General features: G+C 42.8%; 21 protein-coding genes. 9 read left to right on the top strand and 12 right to left on the bottom strand.

Annotation, left to right across the window (positions count from 1 at the left end; translation table 11 throughout):
* Positions 1-20: 20 nt before the first annotated feature.
* The 3 genes from MKX34_RS01110 to MKX34_RS01100 all read right to left on the bottom strand — a co-directional run bounded on the left by MKX34_RS01110 (position 21) and on the right by MKX34_RS01100 (position 1,833).
* Complete coding sequence (locus tag MKX34_RS01110) at positions 21-743, bottom strand: GntR family transcriptional regulator (RefSeq protein ID WP_036687196.1); 723 nt, start codon at positions 741-743, stop codon at positions 21-23.
* A gap of 87 nt (positions 744-830) precedes the next feature.
* A complete protein-coding gene (locus MKX34_RS01105; RefSeq protein WP_036687195.1) occupies positions 831-1,019 on the bottom strand; it encodes a hypothetical protein in 189 nt (62 codons plus the stop codon).
* Between the two features lie 115 nt (positions 1,020-1,134).
* Complete coding sequence (locus MKX34_RS01100) at positions 1,135-1,833, bottom strand: GyrI-like domain-containing protein (RefSeq protein WP_235219546.1); 699 nt, start codon at positions 1,831-1,833, stop codon at positions 1,135-1,137.
* A 119-nt stretch (positions 1,834-1,952) separates the two neighbouring features.
* Between MKX34_RS01100 and guaD the strand changes: the two genes are divergently transcribed.
* The 3 genes from guaD to MKX34_RS01085 all read left to right on the top strand — a co-directional run bounded on the left by guaD (position 1,953) and on the right by MKX34_RS01085 (position 6,062).
* Positions 1,953-3,317, top strand: coding sequence for a guanine deaminase (gene guaD, locus MKX34_RS01095; RefSeq protein WP_038568158.1), 1,365 nt, complete (start codon positions 1,953-1,955; stop codon positions 3,315-3,317).
* 38 nt (positions 3,318-3,355) lie between these two features.
* A complete protein-coding gene (locus MKX34_RS01090) occupies positions 3,356-4,708 on the top strand; it encodes a solute carrier family 23 protein (RefSeq protein ID WP_036687191.1) in 1,353 nt (450 codons plus the stop codon).
* 202 nt (positions 4,709-4,910) lie between these two features.
* Positions 4,911-6,062, top strand: a complete 1,152-nt coding sequence (locus tag MKX34_RS01085; RefSeq protein WP_076274191.1) for a glycosyltransferase — start codon at positions 4,911-4,913, stop codon at positions 6,060-6,062.
* A gap of 48 nt (positions 6,063-6,110) precedes the next feature.
* Here MKX34_RS01085 and MKX34_RS01080 read toward each other — a convergent pair whose 3' ends face one another.
* Positions 6,111-6,452: a nitrous oxide-stimulated promoter family protein gene (locus MKX34_RS01080; protein WP_036687189.1), complete on the bottom strand. Its 342-nt coding sequence runs from the start codon at positions 6,450-6,452 to the stop codon at positions 6,111-6,113.
* A gap of 203 nt (positions 6,453-6,655) precedes the next feature.
* Between MKX34_RS01080 and MKX34_RS01075 the strand changes: the two genes are divergently transcribed.
* The 3 genes from MKX34_RS01075 (at position 6,656) to MKX34_RS01065 (ending at position 10,338) form a co-directional block, all read left to right on the top strand.
* Complete coding sequence (locus MKX34_RS01075) at positions 6,656-7,138, top strand: sigma-70 family RNA polymerase sigma factor (protein ID WP_036687188.1); 483 nt, start codon at positions 6,656-6,658, stop codon at positions 7,136-7,138.
* Complete coding sequence (locus MKX34_RS01070; RefSeq protein WP_076297220.1) at positions 7,135-7,743, top strand: zf-HC2 domain-containing protein; 609 nt, start codon at positions 7,135-7,137, stop codon at positions 7,741-7,743. The genes MKX34_RS01075 and MKX34_RS01070 overlap by 4 nt, the downstream gene beginning before the upstream one ends.
* A 213-nt stretch (positions 7,744-7,956) precedes the next feature.
* Positions 7,957-10,338 carry a N,N'-diacetylchitobiose phosphorylase gene (locus MKX34_RS01065; protein ID WP_076297219.1) on the top strand — a complete coding sequence of 794 codons (2,382 nt, stop codon included), beginning with the start codon at positions 7,957-7,959 and terminating at the stop codon, positions 10,336-10,338.
* A gap of 74 nt (positions 10,339-10,412) precedes the next feature.
* On the opposite strand, the gene MKX34_RS01060 is transcribed toward MKX34_RS01065, so the two are convergent.
* From MKX34_RS01060 to MKX34_RS01040, 5 genes are all read right to left on the bottom strand, one after another.
* Entirely contained in the window at positions 10,413-10,823 is a 411-nt protein-coding gene (locus MKX34_RS01060; RefSeq protein ID WP_036687183.1) for a hypothetical protein, read from the bottom strand.
* Entirely contained in the window at positions 10,816-11,265 is a 450-nt protein-coding gene (locus tag MKX34_RS01055; RefSeq protein ID WP_038568151.1) for a LytTR family DNA-binding domain-containing protein, read from the bottom strand. The genes MKX34_RS01060 and MKX34_RS01055 overlap by 8 nt, the downstream gene beginning before the upstream one ends.
* A 209-nt stretch (positions 11,266-11,474) precedes the next feature.
* Entirely contained in the window at positions 11,475-14,060 is a 2,586-nt protein-coding gene (locus MKX34_RS01050; protein ID WP_076297218.1) for a metallophosphoesterase, read from the bottom strand.
* Positions 14,061-14,063: 3 nt separating this feature from the next.
* Positions 14,064-15,329 (bottom strand): class I SAM-dependent methyltransferase, encoded by a 1,266-nt coding sequence (locus tag MKX34_RS01045; protein WP_036687179.1) that lies wholly within the window; start codon positions 15,327-15,329, stop codon positions 14,064-14,066.
* Positions 15,330-15,354: 25 nt separating this feature from the next.
* Entirely contained in the window at positions 15,355-16,146 is a 792-nt protein-coding gene (locus MKX34_RS01040; RefSeq protein WP_076105209.1) for a nucleotidyltransferase domain-containing protein, read from the bottom strand.
* Between the two features lie 229 nt (positions 16,147-16,375).
* Here MKX34_RS01040 and MKX34_RS01035 point away from each other — a divergent pair, with 229 nt between their 5' ends.
* Together MKX34_RS01035 and MKX34_RS01030 are read left to right on the top strand one after the other, a co-directional pair.
* The gene (locus tag MKX34_RS01035) at positions 16,376-17,689 is read left to right on the top strand and encodes a WYL domain-containing protein (RefSeq protein WP_076148225.1); all 1,314 of its coding nucleotides are present in this window, start codon (positions 16,376-16,378) and stop codon (positions 17,687-17,689) included.
* The gene (locus MKX34_RS01030) at positions 17,676-18,473 is read left to right on the top strand and encodes a WYL domain-containing protein (protein ID WP_076297217.1); all 798 of its coding nucleotides are present in this window, start codon (positions 17,676-17,678) and stop codon (positions 18,471-18,473) included. The genes MKX34_RS01035 and MKX34_RS01030 overlap by 14 nt, the downstream gene beginning before the upstream one ends.
* A 155-nt stretch (positions 18,474-18,628) precedes the next feature.
* On the opposite strand, the gene MKX34_RS01025 is transcribed toward MKX34_RS01030, so the two are convergent.
* Entirely contained in the window at positions 18,629-21,418 is a 2,790-nt protein-coding gene (locus MKX34_RS01025) for an AAA domain-containing protein (RefSeq protein ID WP_076297216.1), read from the bottom strand.
* A gap of 192 nt (positions 21,419-21,610) precedes the next feature.
* Positions 21,611-21,715 (bottom strand): DUF6809 family protein, encoded by a 105-nt coding sequence (locus tag MKX34_RS01020; RefSeq protein WP_327196848.1) that lies wholly within the window; start codon positions 21,713-21,715, stop codon positions 21,611-21,613.
* Positions 21,716-22,072: 357 nt separating this feature from the next.
* Here MKX34_RS01020 and MKX34_RS01015 point away from each other — a divergent pair, with 357 nt between their 5' ends.
* The gene (locus MKX34_RS01015; protein ID WP_036687168.1) at positions 22,073-22,294 is read left to right on the top strand and encodes a helix-turn-helix transcriptional regulator; all 222 of its coding nucleotides are present in this window, start codon (positions 22,073-22,075) and stop codon (positions 22,292-22,294) included.
* 135 nt (positions 22,295-22,429) lie between these two features.
* On the opposite strand, the gene MKX34_RS01010 is transcribed toward MKX34_RS01015, so the two are convergent.
* A complete protein-coding gene (locus MKX34_RS01010) occupies positions 22,430-24,583 on the bottom strand; it encodes a pectate lyase (RefSeq protein ID WP_076101088.1) in 2,154 nt (717 codons plus the stop codon).
* Positions 24,584-24,762 lie beyond the last annotated feature (179 nt).

Genomic DNA, 24,762 nt, shown 5'->3' with positions numbered 1-24,762 from the left:
AAAATTCCCCAGTCTTACTTTTAATGAACAGACACAAAGGTATTAAATTTTAAGTATTTATAGTGGAAACGCATATGGGAGAATTCAAAGGGTGTGCCATTATCTAAAAAGAAAATCCCTTCCATAATGCTTACTGGCTCATTCGCCTGCAAATGCAGCAGCTCTTGATCCGTAGCCTCAGAGGGTTCTGCGGATATCGATAAAAAGGATTTGGTTACCGCCAGGTTCCGTGAATCCTCCAAATAATTAAAGATAGATCCTTCAATAATAGTCTGATTTAAGTTCTGCACGATTTTGATTGGGATATAACCTGTTTCAATCATAAAGGGTTCATCATCAAAAAGACGCAAGCGAACGATTTTGTATACAAAATCATGTGGTCCTAAAAACAGATCCCGTTGCAGTTCTTCCGTTGGTGGAATGACCTCGAATTTCAGAACTTTAATCTTTGGCTTCTTCCCATTCATTTGAAAATTGTCGGTGACACCTAAATTAGAGCCTTCGTAGTTAAAAATAGATTCATTTTTTATGTATAAAGGATTTATAAATGTCCCTGAGCCACGCTTTTTAAAAATAATTCCGGCATTTGCCATTTTAGTCAGAGCACTTTTAATAGAACTACGACTCACTTGATAAGTTTCACTAAGCGTTCGTTCATCCGGTAATTTCATATCGGGGAACTGCCCAGCAAAAATTTTCATTTTTAAGTCATCAATAATTTGTTTGTAGACAAACTGTGTCATGAAGTACTCCTTTTCAGGTCGATACAAGTTTTATTTCAATCTTTACTATAACATAATAACCAGACGTTTATAATCTATCCGGCCAGCTTATTTACGTCGGCGATTTGTCATGCGATTGTACATCACTAAACCGGCAATGACCATGCCCAGCGTCCCCATACTACTTGCTGATTCAGCCTGCATACCAAACAAAATACACAGGTTAGTGACCAAGCTTTTTGTAAGTACAGCAACAATAATTAACATCAACGGGCGCCAAATGTTGTATCTTCTCATCCAGGCAACACTCCTAATCCAATTTTCTCAAACTATCGATCGATTTCATCTATTATATCACAAGATGGTAACCGCATTCATTTCCTATAACCGTAAAGGAATCGAAGCCGACCTGCTATTTTTTATTAATTCTATATCTTAAAATGGTTTTCAACTTATCGTGTTCTACTTTTCTAGCATCCGACAGATAAATTTCTCTATGAACAAGCGTTTTTAGCACATAATTGTTTTCATCTATAAACATTTTTAATTGTTGGAATGATTCAGGTTCACTATCATATGAACCAATATGCAAGATTTGCACCGATAAGCCATCTTCTAATTCATCAAAATATGCCTCTTTCAATAGGGGGTGAGGTTTCTTTTTATTTACTATCTCAAAAGCTCTTTCTACCGTCTCTCTTGTTACAAAATCCGGTTGTCTTATCATTATTGTATATAGTAATTCATCTTTTATTAAATCCTTGTGATTTCTACCTTCCTCTGTCAAATCCCATAATCCTTCGAGTGGATATACCGTATAATCAAAATAACCCTCCGGAGTAAATCCATTTTTAGGCATCATTTTCACCGCATAGGACAGAGAGTATAGAACCCCGACTCTTTCTAAAAAATCCTCATGATTAGGATTACCTTTACCTTTTATACAGATGAATTTCTGTTTCCCAACTTCTAATAATTGCGGCTTAGCTTTGGGTTGATATAACTCCTTTTCATGCTTTCTATATTCATGTTTTGGCATTTTGCTTCCCCCTATCTTTTTCTGTATTCTAGCATAGCGAACATGACGTCTATGCGTCATATTCGGTTTCAATTCCTCCGCTCCTCCTATCCGTCAATTACGCCTTTATTCGACTTTTGGTCTGGACTTATCCTTTTTCACGGATTATAATAACGAATGCACACCAAAAGACGAACATTAAGGCGGAAATTATGAGAAAATATATGCAAATATTCCTAGGCACTTCATTTTCTAGCCTATCCCCAAAAGAAATTCAAATTTTAAAGGACCATCTCTTCTGTATCAACACGGATGGGATGATAGAAATGATTGTTGCACCGAAGCACCCCGACTATCAACCCTTGCTTGATGCTTATCAAGGTCAGGACAATTTTCATGTATTAGCTGAAGGCCAGTATTTTTTGCCCGGCTTTATCGACCTGCATGTTCACGCGCCACAATGGGCTCAATCTGGAACTGCATTAGATATTCCACTCTATGATTGGCTAAATACTTATACCTTCCCACTGGAGTCTAAATTCTCGGACCTGGCTTTTGCAAAAAAAGTCTACGATGACGTGGTTGGCACTTTGCTCGCAAACGGAACAACTACAGCACTTTATTTTGCAACGGTGCATAAAGAGGCCAGTTTATTATTGGCTAAAATATGTGCGGAAAAAGGGCAACGTGGACTCGTTGGAAAAGTGGTTATGGACGATCCGCAGGGAAATCCTGAGAATTACCGCGACTCCGACACCCACACCGCACTAGTGGATACGGAAGAATTTATACTAGCTGTACAAGAACTCGCTAAATCTACTAAACAAGGCGTATATCCGGTAGTGACACCAAGGTTCATTCCAAGCTGCACTAATGAGGCTTTACAAGGCTTGGGAGAACTAGCCGCTAAATATGATACGTATGTTCAATCGCACTGTAGTGAAAGTGATTGGGCGCACGGTTATGTGCAAGAACGGTTCCAGAAGAACGATGCTTTTGCCTTGCATGATTTTGGTCTGCTCAGTGATAAATCTGTAATGGCACATTGTAATTTTTTAGATGAAGATGATGTGAATTTGTTTGCAGAGACAGGAACAGCTATTGCTCATTGTCCGATATCCAACGCGTATTTTGCCAATAGTGTTATTCCGATCGCTGACTTCCATGCCAAAGGCGTGGAGATTGGTTTAGGCTCTGATATTTCCGGAGGTTTTTCACCTAGTCTCTTCGATAACATTAGACAAGCCGTAATGTCTTCAAGAATGCTGGAGGATGGTGTGAATCCTTCCCTGTCTGCACCAAATCGCGGAGTACCCGGATCACGGATTACGATCCATGAATCCTTTTATCTTGCTACCGCTGGCGGCGGGGAAAGCTTAAGCTTACCTATCGGCCGGTTACTAGAAGGTTATACCTGGGATGTTCAAATTATTGATACGAAATTACCGTCGGCGAAATTGCCCATCTTTGATGAGAATGAGGATTTGCAAGATATTTTTCAAAAGATAATGTATCTGGCCCGGCCTGAAAATATCCGTGAAGTCTGGGTACAGGGTGAAAAAGTTCATTCGCGTTAAAGATTAATTAAACTAAAAAACTTAAGGTGGGCATCGGAGTGAAAACACAAGCAAACGTACAAGAGCAAGCACATTTGGAATCACAGCTATTAACTGTCCTACCCGATGAAAAAGTTTCATTTAGTAAATCCGTCATTCTCGGTTTTCAACATGTATTGGCTATGGATGTCTATGTAGTGCCATTCCTTATTGCGATGTTAATCGGCTTACAACCCAATCAGTCCAGCGCGTTAATCCAATCCACCTTTATTGCCGCAGGACTTGCAACGATTGTGCAAACCTATTTCTGTATGAAGCTGCCTATCGCTCAAGGTCCTTCTTATGTTCCGCTTGGTGCGATCGTCAGTATTTATGCGGCTAGTGGTGGCGGGGAGCTCGGTTGGAGCTCCGTGTTAGGTGCCAGCTTAATCGGGGCCATCCTGGTTATTATTTTGGGCTATGCTGGAATTTTTAATAAAATCGTCAAAAACTTTATCCCACCTATCGTAGGCGGCACAATCATTTTCATTGTAGGTCTATCTTTATTGCCTGTTGCGATCAGAGATAATATCTACGGAGCCTCCGGCGCTTCAATTAATCAAAACGTATTATTAGCCCTTATTTCAGGCGCTACACTGCTTATTTTTGTGATTCTCGGTACTTTGTTCCGTAATAAAGGATCTATCTTCCGAATTCTTTCCGTAATGATGGCGTTAGTAGTCGGATGTATTTCGGCTAATATTATGGGCGTTTTAGATTTCTCAGCGATAAGCAACGCTAAATGGTTTAGCATGCCGCGGATCGCTTTTGTTGATTTCGGCTTTTCCTTCAACTTTTCAGCTATTATCACCATGGTTATTATTTATATCGTGCTGCTGGCTGAAACAACAGGCACCTGGTTTGCGGTCAGCAATGTAATCAATAAACCTTTGACAGACAAAAATATTAACCGCGGCGTAATTGGAGAAGGAATTGGCTGTCTTATTGCCTCTGTGCTCGGTTCGACTCCTGTTACAGGTTATTCAACTAATGCAGGGATCATCTCCATTACAGGTGTTGCCAGCCGCCGGGTCTTTCTCGCTGTAGGAGGATGGTTTGTCCTCTTTGGTTGTTCTGGTAAACTCGCCGCTTTGATCTCTTCCATTCCATCCGCTGTAATCGGCGGCGTCTTCGCCATCATCTGCGGCATCATCGCAATTAATGGTGTGCAAGTAATGAAGAATGTAACTATCGGCGAAAAAGAAATGTACATTATCGCCTTACCTATGATCATCACATTGGCTTTGGTACTCATTCCTGGTGACTACTTGAACTCTTTACCTACATTCGTGCAGTATTTATTAGGCTCACCTATCCTAGCTGCTTCATTGGCAGCGATCTTATTGAATAAATTATTACCTAGTGGAAAATAGAAAATAAAAAGGAGCAGCCCCTAAAGGAATCGATAGATCTCCTTTAGGGGCTGTCTTTTTTAAAGATCATCCCATATTGGCCCCTGTCCACTGCCTATTTCGATCCTTAAAGGCGTTTGACTAGACCAGGCTAAAGTCCCTGAATATATTGTTATTATTTATCCTATTCAAGGGCTTTTATTAAATGGTGGGGGTGATCATTCTGGCTATCCGTTACAGCATCATAATTCCAACCTATAACCGACTTCAGCAGCTGCTACTTACACTCACTTCATTCGAGACACAGACCTATCCCAAGGATCGATTCGAGGTGATCGTCGCAGATGACGGTTCTACAGATGGTACCAAGGAAATGGTCGAAAGCTTTCAAACTTCTTATCCGCTTATTTATGTCGCTCAGCAGGAACAACGCGGCCGTTCTGCCGTGAGAAATCTGGGGCTGAGTCAGGCAAAAGGGAAATACGTCATCTTCTGCGATGCGGATTTTCTAGTATTCCCTGACTTCATTAGGATCGTAAACCAGTATCACCGTAAATATCCTAAGTCCATAATTTCAGGTATTCCACACTCATGGGATGACGCTTATACCCACTACTACCCAGACTTTTCTCCTGAAGAAAAAGAGCATTGCCGCAATACACTTTCGCCTTCTAACTTATGGAATCCCGACTTCGAATCAGCGACTGAAATCATCCCATTAATCACACCCAATGATATCCTTCAGCAGACGGAGACGTTATCAAAAGTCACCTTTCCCTCAAGAGTTCCTCCAAATACTAAAAAACAATTTGCCAGCACAGATGTAGCCCCTTGGATGTTACTCGTCACACGTTGTGTGTCCATAAGACGCAGCCAATTAACTCGTGCTGGAGGTTTTAATGAACAGTTTATCCTCTATGGACTCGAAGATTGGGACCTTGGGTATCGACTGCATCGATTAAAAATCCCTTTTCACAGCATCAAAGAAGTTGTCGGAGTTCACCAAGAACATCCAACCCACTTCAGAGGCAATCTCATAAATATTGAGAATCTAAAAATTATGTTCAAAAGCTACGGGTTCAATGACTCCTCCCTAAATCTGTTCGCCCTTGTTCCCCCAAACGAAGACTTAGAGAAGTACAAACATACTATACGGGTCTTGCGCAGAGGATACCGAACGAAGTTAACACGTTCATCAGCAATATTAATGAGAAGAACGTTACGGATTGCCGCCAAACAGCTCTATGAACCCAAGGATACCGCCGTATACCAAGAGTCGTTAAGACGGATAAGTGTAAAAGTAAAGAGAAGAAAAAGCCGGGTTGCCCGGGTTTTGCGAGAGATTTTGGTGAAGGCTGAAAAACTGGGAGAATGATATCTAAAAACACATTAAGCCGGGCATCAAATGATGTCCGGTTTTCACTTATTTTCTCAATTTATTGGGTAGCGGAATATGCCTAATCGACTCAATGGGATGATAGAGCAGCATCCACGGACCAGAAAAACGCATAACCCCTTTAATTCTTTGGCGATAATCCGGTTTGTAACAATGAACAGGACATTTGGCACAAGCTGTTTTCTCTTCACCAAATTTACAATAGGCTAGCCTCTTCAGCGCATACTCATTTAATTCCTGACATTCCTCACAAAACCCCTTATGATGATGTTTTTTCTTACAATATATACGAATCATTTTGGTAACAAGCTCTTGCTCTTTTTGAATTTTAGGACCCTCATTTAACTGCCGGTTTACCTTTGTTATCATATATGAACCCCCTTGTAACTTGTACAATAAGATCTCATGTAATTATAAAGGGAAAAACAACTGTGAAACCAGCCTTAACGCTGAACCTCCTTAATTCCCTCACATACCGGGGATGAAAGCGATAATTGTATAAATCAAATTTTTTAAAAAAACTTGTAACGTTTATAGCTTTTTACGGATATATAACTTGAGGAGGTGAATGGATGCAGGACAACGAGCAATTATACAGGGAATATTCAACCCAAGTATATAAATTCGTATTTAGCTTTTGTCATAATCACTTGCTGGCAGAAGAAATTACCCAAGAAACTTTTTATAGAGCTATAAAATCGATAGACAAATACGATGGGACCTGCAAAGTATACGTATGGCTTTGTCAAATTGCTAAACATGTGTGGTATCAGGAGCTGGACAAGCAGCGCAAGCGGAAGTCTGAGGAATTAGAAGACGCTCCTTTGGCTAACGCAAATTCAACAGAATCCCAGTTCATTTTTGCTCAGGATAAAATGGATTTATTTAAACAACTTCATTTACTTGATCCAAATACCAAAGAAGTATTATATCTGCGTTTAACCGGAGAATTCAGTTTTCGGGAAATTGGCGAAATTCTTGGAAGAGACGAAACCTGGGCAAGAGTTACCTTTTACCGTGGAAAACAAAAATTGATGAAAGGAAGATCTTCATGAAATGCGAGATTATTCAGGATTTATTACCTTCCTATATTGAAAAGCTAACCTCTGTACATAGTAACGAAGAAATCGAAAAACACCTGCAATCCTGTGAAAGCTGCCTTCAATCCTATAATGAAATGACCGCCACAGCAAATCTAAGTGTGCCTATTATTGATAAAGAGGAAGTTAACAAACTCAATTATTTTAAAAAAGTGAAAAAAAAGAATATAAAAACTCTCATTTATTCCGTCTTATCGGTACTTATACTGGCTACGGCCCTTATTGGTTTTTTTGTTATCGGTTTCCCTGTATCCTCTAAAGATGTAGTCATAGATTATCAGAAGACAAAGGATCGTTTGGAGGTTCATCTAACTTTGGAAAATGGCAAGGACCTCGTGTTCTCAGGAAAAACTAAATTTATCCGCGATGAGAATAATAATGTAATCGGTTCTGAAACTAGGTATACGCCTAGAGGTTTACTTCATAATCCCTTTGATGATGTAGGAAAAAAAGTTATGTTGGGGACGGAGATTCATACCGATCTGGATTTTCTAAACAAGTTTATTCTTGAATTCAAAGATAAAACTATGACGTTTGTTAATGGTGTTTTAGTGGAGTAGACATGCCGCAAAAATAAAAAAAGACACCTTTCAAGGTGTCTTTCGCTTTACACCTACCAAAAAAGTTAGCATTTTTGTTCGTTTTTTCGCTAAAATATAGGGTTATCGATTTACTAAAAGTATCTTATAATAAAATTACACATGGATATTTCACCCCTTTGTGAACGCGCGTTTATAGATTGACCCATTAACCACTTAATAGGAGGAATGGTTATGCAATATGGTTATTTTGATGAAAAAAACAAGGAATACCTCATTACCAAGCCGAATACGCCTGCCCCTTGGGCGAATTACCTCGGCTCGCCGGAATATGGCGCGATCATCTCAGGTAACGCAGGCGGTTATAGCTTTGTAAAATCTGGCGCAAATGGGCGGCATATCCGTTACCACTTCAACTCTAAGGACGAGCCCGGACGCTATATTTACGTGAGAGATTTGGAGAACGGGGATTATTGGTCCGGCTCCTGGCAGCCTGTGGGTAAAGATCTGGAGCAATATAAGTCCGTATGCCATCATGGAACCGGATACACGAACCTCGTCTCGGATTACGATAACATCCATACAGAATCATTATATTATGTGCCACTGAACAAAACCTACGAGGTGTGGCGCATGAAGGTGCGCAATGATGACTCCAAAGCACGCAAGCTGGCTCTCTTCGGATTTGTTGAATTAACCAACAATAACAACTACGAGCAGGATACCGTCAACCTTCAGTACACTTTGTTTATTTCACGGACCTACTATAAAAATAATATGATCCTTCAAGTCATCAATGAAAACACCCCCGAAGAACAGACCTGGAGATTCTTCGGCGCTGCAGGTGCAGAAGTTACCGCTTATGACGGTGACCGGGATACGTTCCTAGGCGATTACCGCAGTTATGGCAATCCAGCCTCTGTCGAGAACGGCCAATGCTCCAATTCATTAAACTACAATACTAACTCCTGCGGTGCCCTGCAGATTAACGTAGATTTGCAGCCGGGAGAAGAGAAAGAAATCGCATTTCTACTGGGACAGTATGATGAGAAAGGCGCTTCCGAGATTCTCAGCCATTATAAAGACTTGTCCGTGGTAGATAAAGAACTCGAAGAGTTAAAAGCATTCTGGCACAGCAAGCTTAACCGCTTCCAGGTCCAGACACCAAGCGATAACCTGAACAACATGATCAACACTTGGAATGCATATCAATGCTTTATCACTTTCATCTGGTCACGAGCAGCCTCTTTCCAATACTCCGGTCTTCGTAATGGACTGGGCTATCGGGATACGGTGCAGGATATTCAAGGCATCATTCATCTGGATCATGAGATGGCCCTTGAACGTCTTAGACTGATGATATCCGCCCAGGTTTCCAACGGCGGTGGACTTCCGTTGGTGAAATTTGACCACAATCCTGGGCATGAGGGCACACCGGATGATCCGGAATATGTACGGGAAACTGGTCATCCCCATTATCGGGCCGATGACGCTTTATGGCTGTTCCCAACCGTCATTAAATACTTGAATGAAAGTGGCAACTGGGATTTTACAGATGAAATAATCCCTTATTCGGATAAAGGTGAGGGCACTGTGTACGAGCATTTGCGCCAGGCGCTTCAGTTCAGTCTGGATCGTATGGGCGCACACGGCATGCCGGTTGGGCTTCATGCCGACTGGAACGATTGTCTACGGCTTGGAGCGAAGGGCGAGTCGTTGTTCGTCGCATTCCAGCTGTATATGGCATTCAAGGTGTTCATGGAAATTGCACAAAATAAGAACAAGCCTGAAGACATTCAATGGGCGCAGGGCCTGCTTGATGAGCTGGACGATAACATTCAAAAGCACGCTTGGGAGAACGATCAATTCGTCCGCGGATTTACAGAAGACAACTATACCATCGGCTCCTGGGAGAATGATGAGGCCAAAATCTGGCTTAATCCGCAAAGCTGGGCCGTATTAAGCGGTGCAGCCCGCCCGGATCAGGCGAAGCTCTCCATGGACAAAGTGTATGAGAATCTGCGGACCGATTACGGCACTATGTTATTCTACCCACCGTTCCGTGAATACGGTTTGCCAGTAGCGTTGATGGCTCTTTTCAACGCCTCAACTAAGGAAAACGGCGGCATCTTCAGCCAGCCGCAGGGATGGCTCATTCTGGCGGAAACCATGATTGGCAACGGTGGGCGCGCGTTCGAATACTTCCTGAATTGCAGTCCGGCCAGCATGAACGATAAGGCCGAAATCCGCAAACTCGAGCCTTATGTACATGGCCAGTTTGTCGAGTCCAAGGACAGCCCATATCAAGGCCGGGCCCATGTCCACTGGCTGACCGGCACCGCTTCAACCGTAATGGTCTCCTTGGTGGAAGGTATTATGGGGGTTCAACCGCAATTTGATGGCCTTCGCCTCAACCCGTGTGTTCCTTCCGACTGGACAGACTTTTCCATGGTCCGGGAATTCCGTGGGAAGAAGCTGAACATCCAGGTGGAGAACAAGAAAGGTGTACAAAAAGGGGTTACCCATATCGTTATTAACGGTGAAGAAATTCAAGGCAACCTGATCCCCGTCGCCAAAATGGCGCCAGAAAACAACGTGCTCGTTATTATGGGTTAAAGCGTATTTATGAGGAATAGATAGGAGGACGGACCGATAAGGTGCGTCCTCCTGTTTTTACAATTAGAACGAGGTTATTTCAAAATTTTATTTAACTCCTCAGCTTGTTTCCTGCTATTAATTCTGGCGTAGAAATAGAAAGCTATAGTGTGCAGTATAACCGATAACAACAACATTCCAGGCAACCAGGGGCTTATGAAGTTGAACATTTCTTTTGAGAATAACCACACCATTCCCATTCCGCCAAATATACTGAAGGTCGAAGAAATCAGAATATTCCAAAGCGGTCTTAACGTGAAATAGTTCCACAACACATTGTACATCACTCCGAATATCCCCGCGGAAATAATGGCGATACCTGCAATACGCCATAGATATAACATATCAATAGATTGATCCTTGAAAAACACAGTTAACAGTAGCGTTATCCATAAAGAAGTTAAAGTAAACACCTGAAAAAATGAATTTTTTAATTGATTAACCATGATAGTTCCTCCTGAAATTTTTAATATAATAGCGGCTGACAAAATAACAAGAACCATTCGTCAGAATCACTTTTATTCTCGCATTATCCGTTGCTGAGAACTCTTTTATGTAGCTGGTGTTGATTATGGTCTGATTATTAATTTTTATAAACTGAGGTGAATTCAGAACTTCTTCAACAAATTTCAATCGTGTATTAAGAAGAAACATTTCTCCCGTAATTACACGTACACTGCACATACGGCCTTCCGGCTCTATGACCGCGATTGAGCTGGATACAATCGAGACATTGCGATCATTTTTGGCGTTGATGACCATGATCCGTTTCTCCGATGTTTGAATGGCTACTTCGATATTTGCCCAATGTTCCTTTTCAGCCGGGTGGGTTGTTACTTTCGTAGTACCCCGGTCCATTTCTATGTCCTCTTCAAAAATGATTTCCAAGTTGTGCTGCCTCCTCTCAGGTTTCATATTATTATCAAAAAAGGCCTATGACCACTATCTTACGTTTTCTTGCATTAATTTGTCTGTTTGTTGCAAGATAGCTGTTTCCGCTTCCTCCCCGAACGAAAAAAAGACTGCCGGGACCTTCCCGACAGCCTGAACTCATTCTCATAATTGGCAAACCAAGTTTCTTCGCCTGTAACAATCCTCTACAACCTCGGGTCGATCTCTTTCTCTTTCGTTACCTCGAATAACAAGTTTGCTGCAATTTGCTTGTAGTCCTCGTTGTCAGACGAGATCTCATCCAGCTTCACTTCTAGCATTTGTCTGCCCAGCCGGTGTTCGATTAAGGACGTACGAAGCTTAGGAGCGATATTCTTCTGCTTCATCAGCTTGGCATACTTATGTGGAAACTTGTAGTCGTACCCGTAGATGATCGACAGGTAGCCCGGATTGCGGACCTTCATGTATGGGACTACCCCCTGCTGTTCTTGCTCCGGTTTGATTACAATTCCCTCCATATGTTTCTCTACCGTTATCTTTGCGAAATACTCCTCTGCTCTGATGTAAGCATCAGGCTCTTTCAAGTCCAGAACCAGAAATTCATCATCATTTAAAAAACTGTATAGTTCGGAGGTTTTGCCGTCAGGTAACCGTTCAGCGCCATTCTCCAGCACTTCCTTCAGGATTGCAAAAGGTTTGTATGCTAATTCCGCATCACCCGCATACAGCTCCAGTTGCTGCTTGTATACTCGGTAGGCTTCGTCACGCTGGTCAAGATCTACATACGATTCTCTTATGTCACGGACATGCTTAAAAGTCTGGTAAACATGAGACCCATAGTTATTGTTAAGCGTCTCTTTCGACATATGGTGCTGGTCTTGTTCAAACCCGCTTACTTCAAAATCCTGTATCAGTTTACCCAGTGACTCCTCAAATCCATATTGTCTTAAGAAATCCAGCTCTGTCTCCAGCGCTTTGCCAATTGGCCGGAACTGACGCTCAATTAACCCATCCCCAAGCGCTTTCCAAGGCAGAAGCTCGCCATCCAGTAAAAGCACACGGACCCCCTGCTCAGCCATATAGGTTCCGAATTTATGAAGCAGCTGTTCGTAGATAGGCGTCAGATCGACCGCCTGAACCTTATAGCCGTTCCGGCTAATTGCGTAACACTGCTCTATATCCCGATAAAGGTACACACTACAGCGTGATCCCATATATTTAGGCTGCAGGACGACTTCAGATATACGACGCTCGGCAAAATAATCCAACCCTTTTCGCAGAGACTCAAGCTCACCGGCAGCCACATCCTTATCCGCAGGTGACATCGTCCCGGAGATGAAGTTGACCCGGTTCTGCGAGGAATACTGCAGTCTGCGCACAGACTCGTAATCAAGCTCCAGCAAGGATACGGTTTGCTTTTCCCGGAACAGGATAGGTAGCTCTTCGTGCACCGTAGTCACATGCGATTTTTGACTTTTATAGAAAGGTTTAAACGACATGCGAACAGAAGTTAGTTCATTACCCTGCGCACTCCCTGTGTCGAGGTGGAGTTTGTTTTTGATCCGAAAAGTCTGCTTGGCTGCAATATGTCCGAAGAGATGAAAGGGGTGATTACTCACAGCCTCTTGCTTTAGGAAATCAAGCTGTTCCTCAAAGGAAACCTCACGATCCAGCCGAAAGTTACGCTGATGGCGTAGTGAATTCGTATCCAGCTTACCAATGTACTTATTACGGCAAGGAGCATGGGTAACATAAAAAGAAGGACCTTGCATACCGATATAGCGGTAAAAGGGCTGAGATTGCTCCACTAAATCCGAAAATTTACTAAAAAGCGCGGTATCCTCCTTAAGCACTTGGGTGGAATCAAAGTACGTTCTTAGCAGTTCCGGATCGGTTCCTTGAATCTCCCCCTTTACGTATTTGTATACAAAGTTCTCGTGATTGCCCATAACAAATAGGAAATGCTCGCGGTTATCAAATAAGAACTCTATCGTCTCCCGCGTCTTTTTACCCTTATCAATCCAGTCACCAGCAAGAATGACTCGTGTGTTACTGAGCTTATCTGTTGCACTTAACTTACCTTCGTGCTCCCGATAGCCGTAATTACGTAATAGTCCCTGAAGCTCTTCGACACACTCATGAACATCCCCAACCACAATATACTCTTGTGCTTGTAGAAGTACCGTAGATGCGTAAGTATCCCAATCCTGTATAATCACCCGGTAGTCCGGATTAGGTATCCCTTCACCCTCGAGAATAAAATCTTTAGCACGCACTTTATGAATCTTGTTGTAACCTTCCCGTGACAGAACAGGCAAGACTTCTTTTCTGAGCCGGTTTAAATGATTGGAGATCAGCTTCTTCGAGCGCTCTGAGGCGTAGTAATCCTCCCGTTTGCGGTAATCAAACAGAATAACCTCCAGATTGTAATTATTTTGCCCGGCGATCTCACGGACTTTACTACGATAATCTTCGGATAGCCCAATGGTATCCATCACCACAAACTCCGCATTAATCGGAAAAGAAGTGACTAACTTCAATCTCTCAAACAATAATTGAAAGGTATGCGAACTCGCCTCCAGCATAACCTGATCATACTTATCATAGTCGTAGCCCAATATCTCCTGACGGATACTATCCGAGGATAAGTACTGCACATTCGTACGTAACCCTTTAGAAACATCCTCTAGTTTTAACTGCGGGATCAGAACTTCTTTAGCAAAGGTCGATTTCCCACATTCCGTTGCTCCTACAAGCAGAAATATGGTATGTACACGTGTTTGAATTTCCACTGTCTATTCCTCCTTTCTTCGCACAATAGCGCATTGCGTCGTACGGATCTCGCCAACCCGGTCACCAACCATCAAATATTCGACCTCGACTGCTAAACCTTGAATCGTATCCAAAACCCATTGCCCGAACGCTTGCTGTCCCATTTCCCACTTGTGATCCTCATGCCGGAATCCTTCCAGCTCATAATAACGATTGAAATCAGCATTCGGTGTGGTCACAATAAGCTGTTGAAAATTCACATTACCGATTATTTGCTGAATAAGCTCTGCTGCCTCACCTTCGCTCATGTGCTCTACAACTTCTGTTAGAATCACATCAACCTGCTCCCCGTTGTACGACTCCAGAAAATGGTCCAGTGAGCCAAAGGTTGCAATGTTATCAATGTCCTTAGCTTTCGCTTTCCGATTCACAACCTCCAGCAGCTCCTCAGCTATATCTACCGCATAATAGGTACTCTCTATTTTCCCGGCAAACGGAATTGCATAGAAACCTTCTCCGCAACCGATGTCCAGAATCGGCTTATTGAATGGAAGCACACTCGAAATAAAAGTACGCCGCTGCATCGCAGTACCGCCATACTCCAGCCCAATAGAATACTGGTCCGTTTGTTCGATGGAGGCTTTATATCGCTTGAACCGTTCCTTTGAGGTAAGGAAATTCCTTGCAAATAGACTTCTTATATAAAAGGGTGCATCAATGACGTTAAGGCTGCGGATATATTTATCCAAAATAGCATCCGAAATATCTATGTACTCATCCCCAAATATGGATAAGAACAAGGACAGCACACCAACAACATGCAAGAGGTGATACAAGCTTTTATGTGTGGTAATCGTCAGTGAATAGCTCTTATGTGCCTGATGCTGCAAGGAGAAGGTATATCCCTTTAAATGCTTTTGGAAAAATTCAATATAGTGTATCCGCTCAACCTGAACCATATTAATGAAAAAAGAATGCTCATATCCTTCCGCATCCCGTTCATCCTGGGCTTTGAAGGGTGTAGAGAAAAACTCATTGACCGCATTAAGCGGAAATAGAGGTGTATTAAACCGGGAGACATTTAAATACTCAAAGCTCTCGCTTCCGTTCTGCTTGTAGGATATATCGTTATCTGCATCCTTAAAATAAACGTTATAAGTTGCCTCATCAGAATACCATCCATAAGCCACTCCCTGACGAACCGGACGAAGCTGCATACCTGTCACTGGATTTTTTTTAATTAAAAAAGTGAATTTTGGATTCGTAGATTTCAGTTGTACAATAGCCACTACCATCTTCCTCCTATCAATCTTTCTATAGGGCCCGTCCCCATACTTCCTGTAAAGCTTCTCGAAATAGAGCATCCAGCTGATGATCTCTGTTGTTCTCCTTAGCATTCAAGGACGCCGCCACCTTATCCAACACTTGGAACTGTTCTTCTAAATAATCGTTAATCACGGTTAGCTGCGGTCCGTAGTCTAGTTCTTCACCGGATTTTTTTCGTGCCAGCAATTGCTGAATCACCTGCCACAGCTCTTCATCCTTCGGAATAAGCCGCTCTACCAGTACATCGAACTCCATCGGCGGCATCTCTCCATATCGGTGAGTCCACTCACAAGCTAGAACGGGACGAAGCACATAAAAGTACTTTTTGATCTTGACCTGTTCGCCTTGCAGATAATCACGGTAGTTCCCTCTTGCCATGTTTAAATAATGGTACATACAAGACTTCCGCGAAAATGTGTACGGGGAGATGCTTCTAAGCTTCTCTGCTATACTGTACTTTTCTGCATATTGAATGGGTGATTGCAGCCACTCCAGCAGCGGTGGATTTGACTTCCGGAATAAATTCAGTGCTTTCCGCAAATCCCAGCCATTGATATCAAGCATATTGTTAATAGGACGCTCGATCACATCCCGCTTATCAAAAATAGATAGGTACCATTCCGGTTTATGCAGATAAATAAATCTCACATCATAATCACTGTCCTGCGATGGGAATCCCCACGCCCGGCTGCCTGATTCACAGGCATACAATATTGTAACTTGCTCCTCATATTCAATCTGTTCCAGCTGCTCACAGATAAGCTTGTTTATAGGATCCATCTTCATCCCTCCAGATCGGTTACTTCACTATTCTCTACCATTGATACTATTCGAACGCCTCTTCAGAATTGCTTCGGCTTCATGGATCTATCTTCGCTCATCTTCCCTGTAACGAACAGGGCGGAAGTATGGCGGCGGCCAAAAATACTTCCATTTTATTCAACTCTGGTGCTTAATATAATAAGTACTACTATTTCTAATGGATTCGCTACAGGCTGGAGGGATACAAATGGCCCGGGAAAGTTTTGACAAGGAGATTCAATTTCTTCGCATGCTCTCTTTAGCGGGGGGAGCTTACAGCAGACAACAATTCGCCGATCGTCTCGGCATTTCTGTACATACCTATGACAAAACGCTGCGCAACCTGAAGGGCATGGTAACCGTCTTACAACAAGACCTGCCTACAGAACAAGGAACGGAACTCTCTGAGTGGCTCCGCTATAACTATTATGAATCTGCCGACCCGCTGCTCCTGTTCTTGTTCCGGGCGAAGTCGCTTAAGGAAACGGAGAGCATCCGGCTTACTCTACTATTAACTGCGCTTCAGACTCAGGAGCTAACGGCTAAAGATCTACAGGATGTCTGCAGTGAGCAAATGCCAACCGATTGTCCAATGCCCGATGAGAAGACCATCCGTGGAGATCTGAAATATCTTGAAGAAGTTGGCGTTATTCTTCGTGTAAATGAGGGCCGTCCTTATCGATACAAGGCTGCTAACGATCTGATTGATCAATTATCGGGCGATCAGCTCTTGGATCTTTACGACTATGTTGATGTCATCGCCAACACGCAGACTCCGTCGGTGCAAGGTTACCTGCTGCGCGACACCTTAAAAAAGGTCCTGCGGAAGCGGGGTTATAACCCCGAAGCTACGGAAACCCATAGATACAAATATAATTATCATTCACGTATTCTTGACGAGGCACACCTATACACAATTTTTGCAGCGATTCAGCAGCGAAAAAAAATTAAGTTTCTATATCTATCCCCTAAAAAGGGCAAAAACTACGCCTCTCAGAATACCAATCCTCTCTTTGAGCGGGAAACAAGGGGCGTCACAGAAACCGTTCTTCCGCTCCGCGTCATCTATGACCATCAATATGGGCGCTGGTATTTAATCGGACATAATTCACGTATGGGCATCATGAAATTCCGAATGGAGGGCCTTACTCAAATTGAGGAGGGCGACACTGTGGAAGAATCAGAGTTTGCTCAGAAACTCAGCAATCTGGAAGAGCAGATGACAAACAGCTGGGTTATAGATACCACCCGTGCAATTAAAGTGGCTGCGAGATTTTATAACCCCAATCGCTCTGGTGTTAATTTTATTCGGGAGCGGGTTGAAGCGCAGGGACAGTGGGGAGTAATTACGGAAGAGTCCGATTCTACATTCCTTTATGAGATCACAGTGAATGGTATTTATGAAATTAAGCCGTGGTTACGAAGCTTTGGTTCGAGCTGCGAGGTATTAGAACCCCCTTGGCTGCGTAAGCAATTTATCGCGGAGTGGAAGGAGATTCACAGCTATTATGAATCCATTTGAGAAAATATTTAACTTCCAAATCATTTCACGCCTCGACGAAGTGGGTTCATTAGCGTTGACCTCCCAGGAACGTTCCTGGCTGAAAACCATGTTAATGCACCCGGCCTCAGAAGCAGCTTTTACACTGGATACCTTAAGTAAATTGAACTCCATATTGGAGGCAGAAGCGTCCACAGAAGTGCAGGGAATTATTATGGAGAAAGCTAAAAGCAAAGAGCGGCAGGTCTATCACCCAATGCTTCGTACACTCCGCCGTATAATCATGCAGAATCAAGCGATCCTTATTACTTTCCATATTAAGCATGGAGGCCAACGAACTGACCAAACCGGGTTCCCTCATAAGCTGGAATACAACATGTATAAGCGGGAGTGGTATTTGCAATGGTACAGCACCCGGCAACGTTCTCTTATGTCCACTAAACTAAAAAACATTGTTTCTGTTGAAGTAGCTCCCTTCCCTGCCAAACGGATTGATGACTTAAAAGCAAGAATAACGCGATTATTAGAGGATCAGAAAGAATGTGCATGTATTCAAGTCATTCCCACCTTTAATGCTGAGCTGTCCCGAATTCTGTACGCCTTTTCCTGTTTTGATAAATCCGTGTCCTTTGATGAAAATTCGGGCATCTATCGAATCAAAGTCATCTACATGAGAGACGGCAGCGAATTCCTATTGTCCAAAATCCGTTTTCTTGGCCTGCGCGTAAAAATCGTCGAGGGTGAGCATCTTAAGCGGCGCATGCTGAAATCCGCAGCTATGGCGATTGACCGGTATGGGGAATAACCGAGAATTAGTATAGGCTGGTCAACTATCCTGAAGCGCTGAAATGTGCTTATATAGTAAAGTAAAAGACACGGTTAAGATGTCTTTTACTTTACTTACAGCAGCTTTCTTAAAAACTGAGAGGTGGACTTACGGAGTACTGTGATTATTAAACATCAGCTTGATTGCATAATAGCATCCAGCAGCTCCCTGATCTTTCTCTCCTCTGAGCTCTCATTAGTTGCGAACCTTTTTAACTTTATTCCATATGTATTAAAAATAGTATCTTTCATTTTATCCCGCTCTCTCTGTTCCGGTTTATTCTCATGAAAAGCAAATCCGTCTACCTCAATGGCAAGCGCCGCTTTCCGATCCAACTTATGATAAATGACAAAATCCACAGAGGCTCTATTACTGATATATCGCCGCTCCTGGTCTTTCAATCTAGTCACATCCTTGAATAGATTCTTGAGAAGAACCTGATTGCCGAGTGTAAATCCGCTATAAACCGGCTCCTGTAAAAGCCCCTCAAGCAGTGCCTGCATCAGATTTTCCGATTTGAATTTAGATACATTAACTCTCTTAGCCCGTTCTCTAAATGCCCGAAGCTTACCCGAATACTCCTGATACAACAGATCAAATATGGATACTATCTCACTGTCCACCACGTTCTCATCCAGCGTGCTATACTCCATATACCGTGTGAGATCCCCAATTTCATTACCATATTTCCGAAATAGGGCATGATCCGTTATCAGAATAAACTTCTTCTGCGCACGGGATACGGCCACATTAACCTTACAGGGATCATTCACAAATTTCATACCTATTTTGCCAGAGCGTGTCTGATCCAACACTGTAGACATAATCATAATAGACTTCTCCCGGCCTTGATATTTATGTATCGTGTCACTCTCGATATCATCGACAAACTGTCCTGCTGCTTTCTCTACCTGCTTGCGGTAAGGTGTGACGAAGCCAATATCCGATTGACCAGCCGCTACTTCCTCCCAACCCGCAAGGATCTCCCCTTCAATGACATCCAGCTCCCGCTGGTTGAACTTCCCTTTCTTCTCACCAATGGTTACTTCTCGCAAGTGATTACCCGGCGCAGTCCTGTAAATCAGCAGTGGAACTTCTGTATCCTCTTCAGTCGTAAAAGTAATTAAATCGCCATTATAGTACTTTTGATTGCAAAACTGAATGATTTTGGGATGGCACCGATAGTGCTCTTTAAGCATCACTTTGGGAATATCATCTCCATATAGGGCAAGCATGGATGACAGTAGATTGTGTTGAAAATAATTATAAGCTTCGTCGATGTTAGCGGATGCAGCACATCCAACCTTCTTCTCAATCTCCATACTCACAATTTGCGGCAGCTGTTTGGTATCCCCAACAATGATCGCACGTTTGCAACAGGATAGCGCAAGTGCGCCTGTCACCAGATCTACCTGAGAAGACTCGTCAATAATAACGTAGTCAAACAGATCATTGGCCGGCACGCAATTACGCAAAGAATGAGTCGTGCTTAGGACAATCGGATAATATTCGATGAATGACTTAAAGTTTTTGCTCTGCCGATAATCTTTTGCATTACATTTCAACCGAGGGAGATTACGATATTTCTCATACAACTTATGTTGGAAAAGCTGAACGGAACACTGCTGGTGTTCCTTCAGTAAAGGCTGATAGGACGCAGACTGCAGCTCTTGTTCAATCCTTACAATACGACCCGATAGCTCTTCAATCCGCAGAATATAGAACTTCCGCTGAACATTCAGAATCACATCTGCCCCCTGTTCCTTCAAATATTTAAGCTCCGTGAACCCATGTTTGACAAAAAGCTTGAACTTGTACAAAAGACCATTCTCTTTACCTTTTCTCACCGCAAGGTGGCTATCCTTCATGAACTCAAGCATCCGCTCAGGCGTCTCATGATAGAATGACAACTTCTCTAATGGCTCTATATTCTGCTTGGCGTAGTAGTTCTCAAAATGCTTCTGCTCCAGCACATACGCCGACAGCTGTTGCTTCAAACGCGCCTTCTCCATATCCAGTACCATCAGCCGATTAATACGACCATCCAGCTCCTGTATCTTGGATAGTAGCTCCGCCTCAGGCAACTCGCTTTCCCAGCCAGAGACCTCGGCGACAGGCAGATTCGCAAAGAAATTTTCTTTATTCTCATTATTGCCAAGCCCCGCAACCAAAAAGGGATAACCCTCCGCCTCCAGCTTATCGCGCACATTCTGCACCGCCGCATTGTTGCCTGAGACCACAGCCACCTTCTTCTCTTGCATCACAGCCAGGTTGGCCAATATATTGAGAATGGTCTGGGTTTTGCCTGTACCTGGAGGGCCTTCAATGATACTGATCTTACTTCGTAAGGCATGATCCAGGGCCGTCTTTTGGCTAAGGTTATACCTGAATGGGAAGATCGGCTGTAATTCAACAGTGACTTCCTCGCTCACCGGAGACCCATTAACATAGTGACTCAATACACTTTCTGGGTGTACAAAACTGAGCTTGGCAAATTCCTTTTTTAAAAAAGCGTCCATCTCCGGCTGATCTTCTCCGCCCTCAATATGCCCTGAAATGGCACGCCAATACTCCATGACCTTCAACGCATCTGAGCTCTTCACTCCGCTGCTCTCGATTCGAACATGCACGGCTTCATACACCCGATTGGTTCCATCCTTAAAAAACACACGAATCCGAGATCCGAAATCCAGCACTCGCATAACATTGCTAAGAGGGTTATCCCGATGAAACACCACTTGCTCTTTGGTGATTGCTGTAATAACGGGCTTGTCTAGAATCATTACATCACTTGCATTGTAATAATAGGGTTTATTAGAACTGCGATAAATCAACCTTATGTTTACGCCCAACTGTTCATATGATGCGATTTCTGAGGTGCGGTCTTTGTTTTTAACAATAATCAGGTATCTTTCTTCGTCCATGGCTATTCCTTCTGTGTTCGCGTATTTAGAATTAATATGTAGGGAATTCGGTAGAATGTAAGGATATTCCTTCATAGGAAGGACATAGTCTTATTGATAGGCTAAAAAGACACCTTGATTGGTGTCTTGAGGGGAAAGCTAATCCAAGAAAGTATTTGAGGAAACTACTTATGAAGAGAAACTATCCTATTATTAATCATCAACTAAGATTTCAATCATCATTGCCGCTCCGGTCTTGAATCCACACACAAATGCAGCAGTCATCTCCATCCCCTGGGCTTGAGAATACAGTTCCAATAAAGACTCCAGCTCATCAAAATCCCCTTCGGACGGTAGCTGGGATCCTTGGAGATGAAATCCACGCTGGGAAATAAGCTGCCGTGGTATAGAGATTCGAGAATGTTGGGCATAGGAGCCTCCATTTTTAGATATTTGAGGAGATTTATTTTCATTATAGTTTGCTTCTAGTGATACGAATTAAATAAAGGCTCATATCCACCACTTATCCTCAACTTCTCATATGAGATACATTTTTTTGGTGAGAATAAAAAATACGCATTCAATACGCATAAGCGTACCAGTTATGGAATTATTATACGTTACGCTTATGCGTATAGTCAAGATGAAAACTCAGAGTTAGTGAGGGGATTAGAAGTGGGAAAGAGAGTTATAGTAAAAATATCAGAATTGACCAAAAAACATAAGATTTCCCTACGAGAATTGTCCAGAATATCCGATGTCCGACATGCTGCATTAAGTGAGTTAGCTAATGGAAAAAGGGAGAATATTAACTTTAGTCATATAAGCAAAATTGCAGAAGCTTTAAATATTGAGGATATTCGTGAGATTATTGATTTGGTTGATGATAAAGATTAATCAAATCAACACAAAATTGATAGTTTTTCAATCGACAATAACTCAAGTAATAAGACCATAAGAAAAAGCAAAGAAAAGCGACCCCTACAGGTCGCTTTTCTGATACTCCATATTAAAGTAGAGGCGGTCAGTTCCCTATTCCAGCTTCATATAATACAGATTCGCCGTACTATCTTTTGTAATGGTATGCGCACCTGCGGCCAGAGAGACAGTGGCAATGCCATTGGTTATAGGGTAACTTGTTCCATCCACTTTGATTTTCGTTCCCTCTGTGTTGAACACTAGGGTTAGCGCTGAAGCTTTAGCAGAAGTGAATTGAATGCTGGTTGCACTCTCAATTTTTAGACATTGGGATAGGGTTAAACCCTGATATGCCACAGTTCCCTTACTTGTTGAGAGATTGCCTTGGATATTGAAGAAGCTGCTTGTTGTTCCATCCGTAGTAAAGTTGTGAACGGTTGCTCCCGCTGTCGGCACTGGCGTTGTCGTCGGTGCTGGAGTCGCCGTTGGTACAGGAGTTGCTGTTGGAGCTGGGGTCGCTGTTGGCACAGGAGTTACTGTTGGCGTAGGTGTTACTGATGGAGTCGGAGTCGGGTTCGTTGGGTTTGAATTCCCCCCTACAGAGACAAGTCCCGTTGTGTAGCCTCTGATTGCAGACATCAGCGCTGTATTCAGCGCATACGAAACGTCATCCACTGAATCATTAAATTCCCATGTGAAGTCTCCGCCATTCAGACGTCCGGCTTTTGCCATAACAATCTGTTCAACATTGCTTACGTTATCAATATTAGATACGTTCACTCCTGTATTTACGCTCGTGTCGAAGTTATTATAGGCTGTTCCGCCTTTTAGTGCTTTGTATGAGCTTGGGACGGTTTCATTTCTTGACGAAGCTAAGTAAGCATCAAATGAGGTAGCATTAGCAGGAGCTGTCCCTGTGTTTGAATTCGCATAGATGAGACTTGAAGCCTCTACAATAAGATTGTTATAGGCTTTAATCACACCTCCATTTTCGCCTGAGAACGTACCCTCCCCTAAAGCATCTGTACCTTGTAAGGAGATCATCATTGGAAATTTAGCATGTCTAAAATAATTAGATTCTACAAAAGCTGAAGCACCTGTAGTTACACCCACACCGTATTTGGAGATACCATCGAAAAAGTTGTTATAGATATGGACGGAAGCCACTCTAATCCGCGGATGACGGGAGTCCGAATGGTCAAACCAGTTGTGGTGGAAGGTAACAAAAAATTCAGCCGGCTCACTCAAACCAACTAGCGAGGATTTTCCGGAATCCCAGTAATGGTTGTAAGAGATTGTAATATAGTTGGATCCATTTTTAAGGTCTGTGGAACCGTCGCCCTTGGCTTGGTCTGCATCGCCTCCAGCAGCTCCATAAAAAATATCATTATTATGCACCCAGACATTCATATTGCCGGAATCCATTGAAATGCCATCGTCAGGGAATAACATTACACCCAGGTTTCTTACTTCCACATTACCTACATATCTTAGAAGCATTCCCCAACCGTACGCGTAAGCATCATTCCCGATACCTTCAATAGTAATATTCATTTCCGAATAATTGTTTTTACCTTTGACTTCAAGATACCCACTGCTGTTAAGCTGTCCACTCAGATCAGCAGCTGTAACTTTTCCGATAATTCGGATCGCAAGTGGAGTTGTATCATAACCTTTTTGTCTCAGTGTCAGAATACCACCCAGACCAACCCCTGTTTGTACAGCGCCGGAGCTGTTGATTTTCACACCAAGGGTTACGGTTTGCGCATTCTGAGATGTTATATACAGCACTTGAGCACCATTCTTGAGGGTTCCATTCTCATTATAAGCCCCTGATCCTGTACCATATTGCGAACTAGTCGAAAAAGCAAATCCTGAGCGGTCATATGACGTTACGGATAGTGGATTTGAAACCGCACTTACCGTCCCACCCCCTGACAAGGTAGCTTCAACTTTCATCACATAATTACCGGCTGCAAGCCCAACAGCATCTGCTCTCCAGTAGGAAGAATATTTGCGGATTAACTCATTATTAATTTGTTGATACCCAGAATCCGCTGCACTTGCCAATTTAACATAAACGTTATACCCTGTCGCATTGCTTACAGGTGACCATTCCACATATGCCGTTTCATTCCAGCCTCCACTGCCTGTTACCGCAAGACCAGCAGCATGCACCACCGTATTTGTCCATCCACCTACTATTAAAGAAAGAGCAAGAGAAAACAACACAACAATACTGGTTACCTTTGCAACTCTTTTTTTCATTTTATTTCCTCCCGATTTAAATTTGTTGCAGATATCATTGTAACCGCTTGCAAAAAATGAAGTTTCTCTTTTCACCTCCTAAATATTTAGAAAGAGATCCTGCATCTAGCCCCTGTATCCCTTCGAAAATAATACAAATTCTGGAACCAGAACACGTTCAACATATCAAAACTAAAAAA

It is taken from the genome of Paenibacillus sp. FSL R5-0636, from assembly GCF_037974255.1.
Classification (GTDB): Bacteria; Bacillota; Bacilli; order Paenibacillales; family Paenibacillaceae; genus Paenibacillus_AQ; species Paenibacillus_AQ odorifer.
Note: the sequence above shows the minus strand (reverse complement) of the source record. Positions and strands in the feature narration are given on the sequence as shown.

What these genes read in the sequence shown, in the direction of transcription:
- MKX34_RS01110 (WP_036687196.1), bottom strand. Translation starts at nt 743, where the DNA reads ATGACACAGTTTGTCTACAAACAAATTATTGATGACTTAAAAATGAAA.
- MKX34_RS01105 (WP_036687195.1), bottom strand. Translation starts at nt 1,019, where the DNA reads ATGAGAAGATACAACATTTGGCGCCCGTTGATGTTAATTATTGTTGCT.
- guaD (WP_038568158.1), top strand. Translation starts at nt 1,953, where the DNA reads ATGAGAAAATATATGCAAATATTCCTAGGCACTTCATTTTCTAGCCTA.
- MKX34_RS01080 (WP_036687189.1), bottom strand. Translation starts at nt 6,452, where the DNA reads ATGATAACAAAGGTAAACCGGCAGTTAAATGAGGGTCCTAAAATTCAA.
- MKX34_RS01075 (WP_036687188.1), top strand. Translation starts at nt 6,656, where the DNA reads ATGCAGGACAACGAGCAATTATACAGGGAATATTCAACCCAAGTATAT.
- MKX34_RS01070 (WP_076297220.1), top strand. Translation starts at nt 7,135, where the DNA reads ATGAAATGCGAGATTATTCAGGATTTATTACCTTCCTATATTGAAAAG.
- MKX34_RS01065 (WP_076297219.1), top strand. Translation starts at nt 7,957, where the DNA reads ATGCAATATGGTTATTTTGATGAAAAAAACAAGGAATACCTCATTACC.
- MKX34_RS01060 (WP_036687183.1), bottom strand. Translation starts at nt 10,823, where the DNA reads ATGGTTAATCAATTAAAAAATTCATTTTTTCAGGTGTTTACTTTAACT.
- MKX34_RS01040 (WP_076105209.1), bottom strand. Translation starts at nt 16,146, where the DNA reads ATGGATCCTATAAACAAGCTTATCTGTGAGCAGCTGGAACAGATTGAA.
- MKX34_RS01035 (WP_076148225.1), top strand. Translation starts at nt 16,376, where the DNA reads ATGGCCCGGGAAAGTTTTGACAAGGAGATTCAATTTCTTCGCATGCTC.
- MKX34_RS01030 (WP_076297217.1), top strand. Translation starts at nt 17,676, where the DNA reads ATGAATCCATTTGAGAAAATATTTAACTTCCAAATCATTTCACGCCTC.
- MKX34_RS01025 (WP_076297216.1), bottom strand. Translation starts at nt 21,418, where the DNA reads ATGGACGAAGAAAGATACCTGATTATTGTTAAAAACAAAGACCGCACC.
- MKX34_RS01010 (WP_076101088.1), bottom strand. Translation starts at nt 24,583, where the DNA reads ATGAAAAAAAGAGTTGCAAAGGTAACCAGTATTGTTGTGTTGTTTTCT.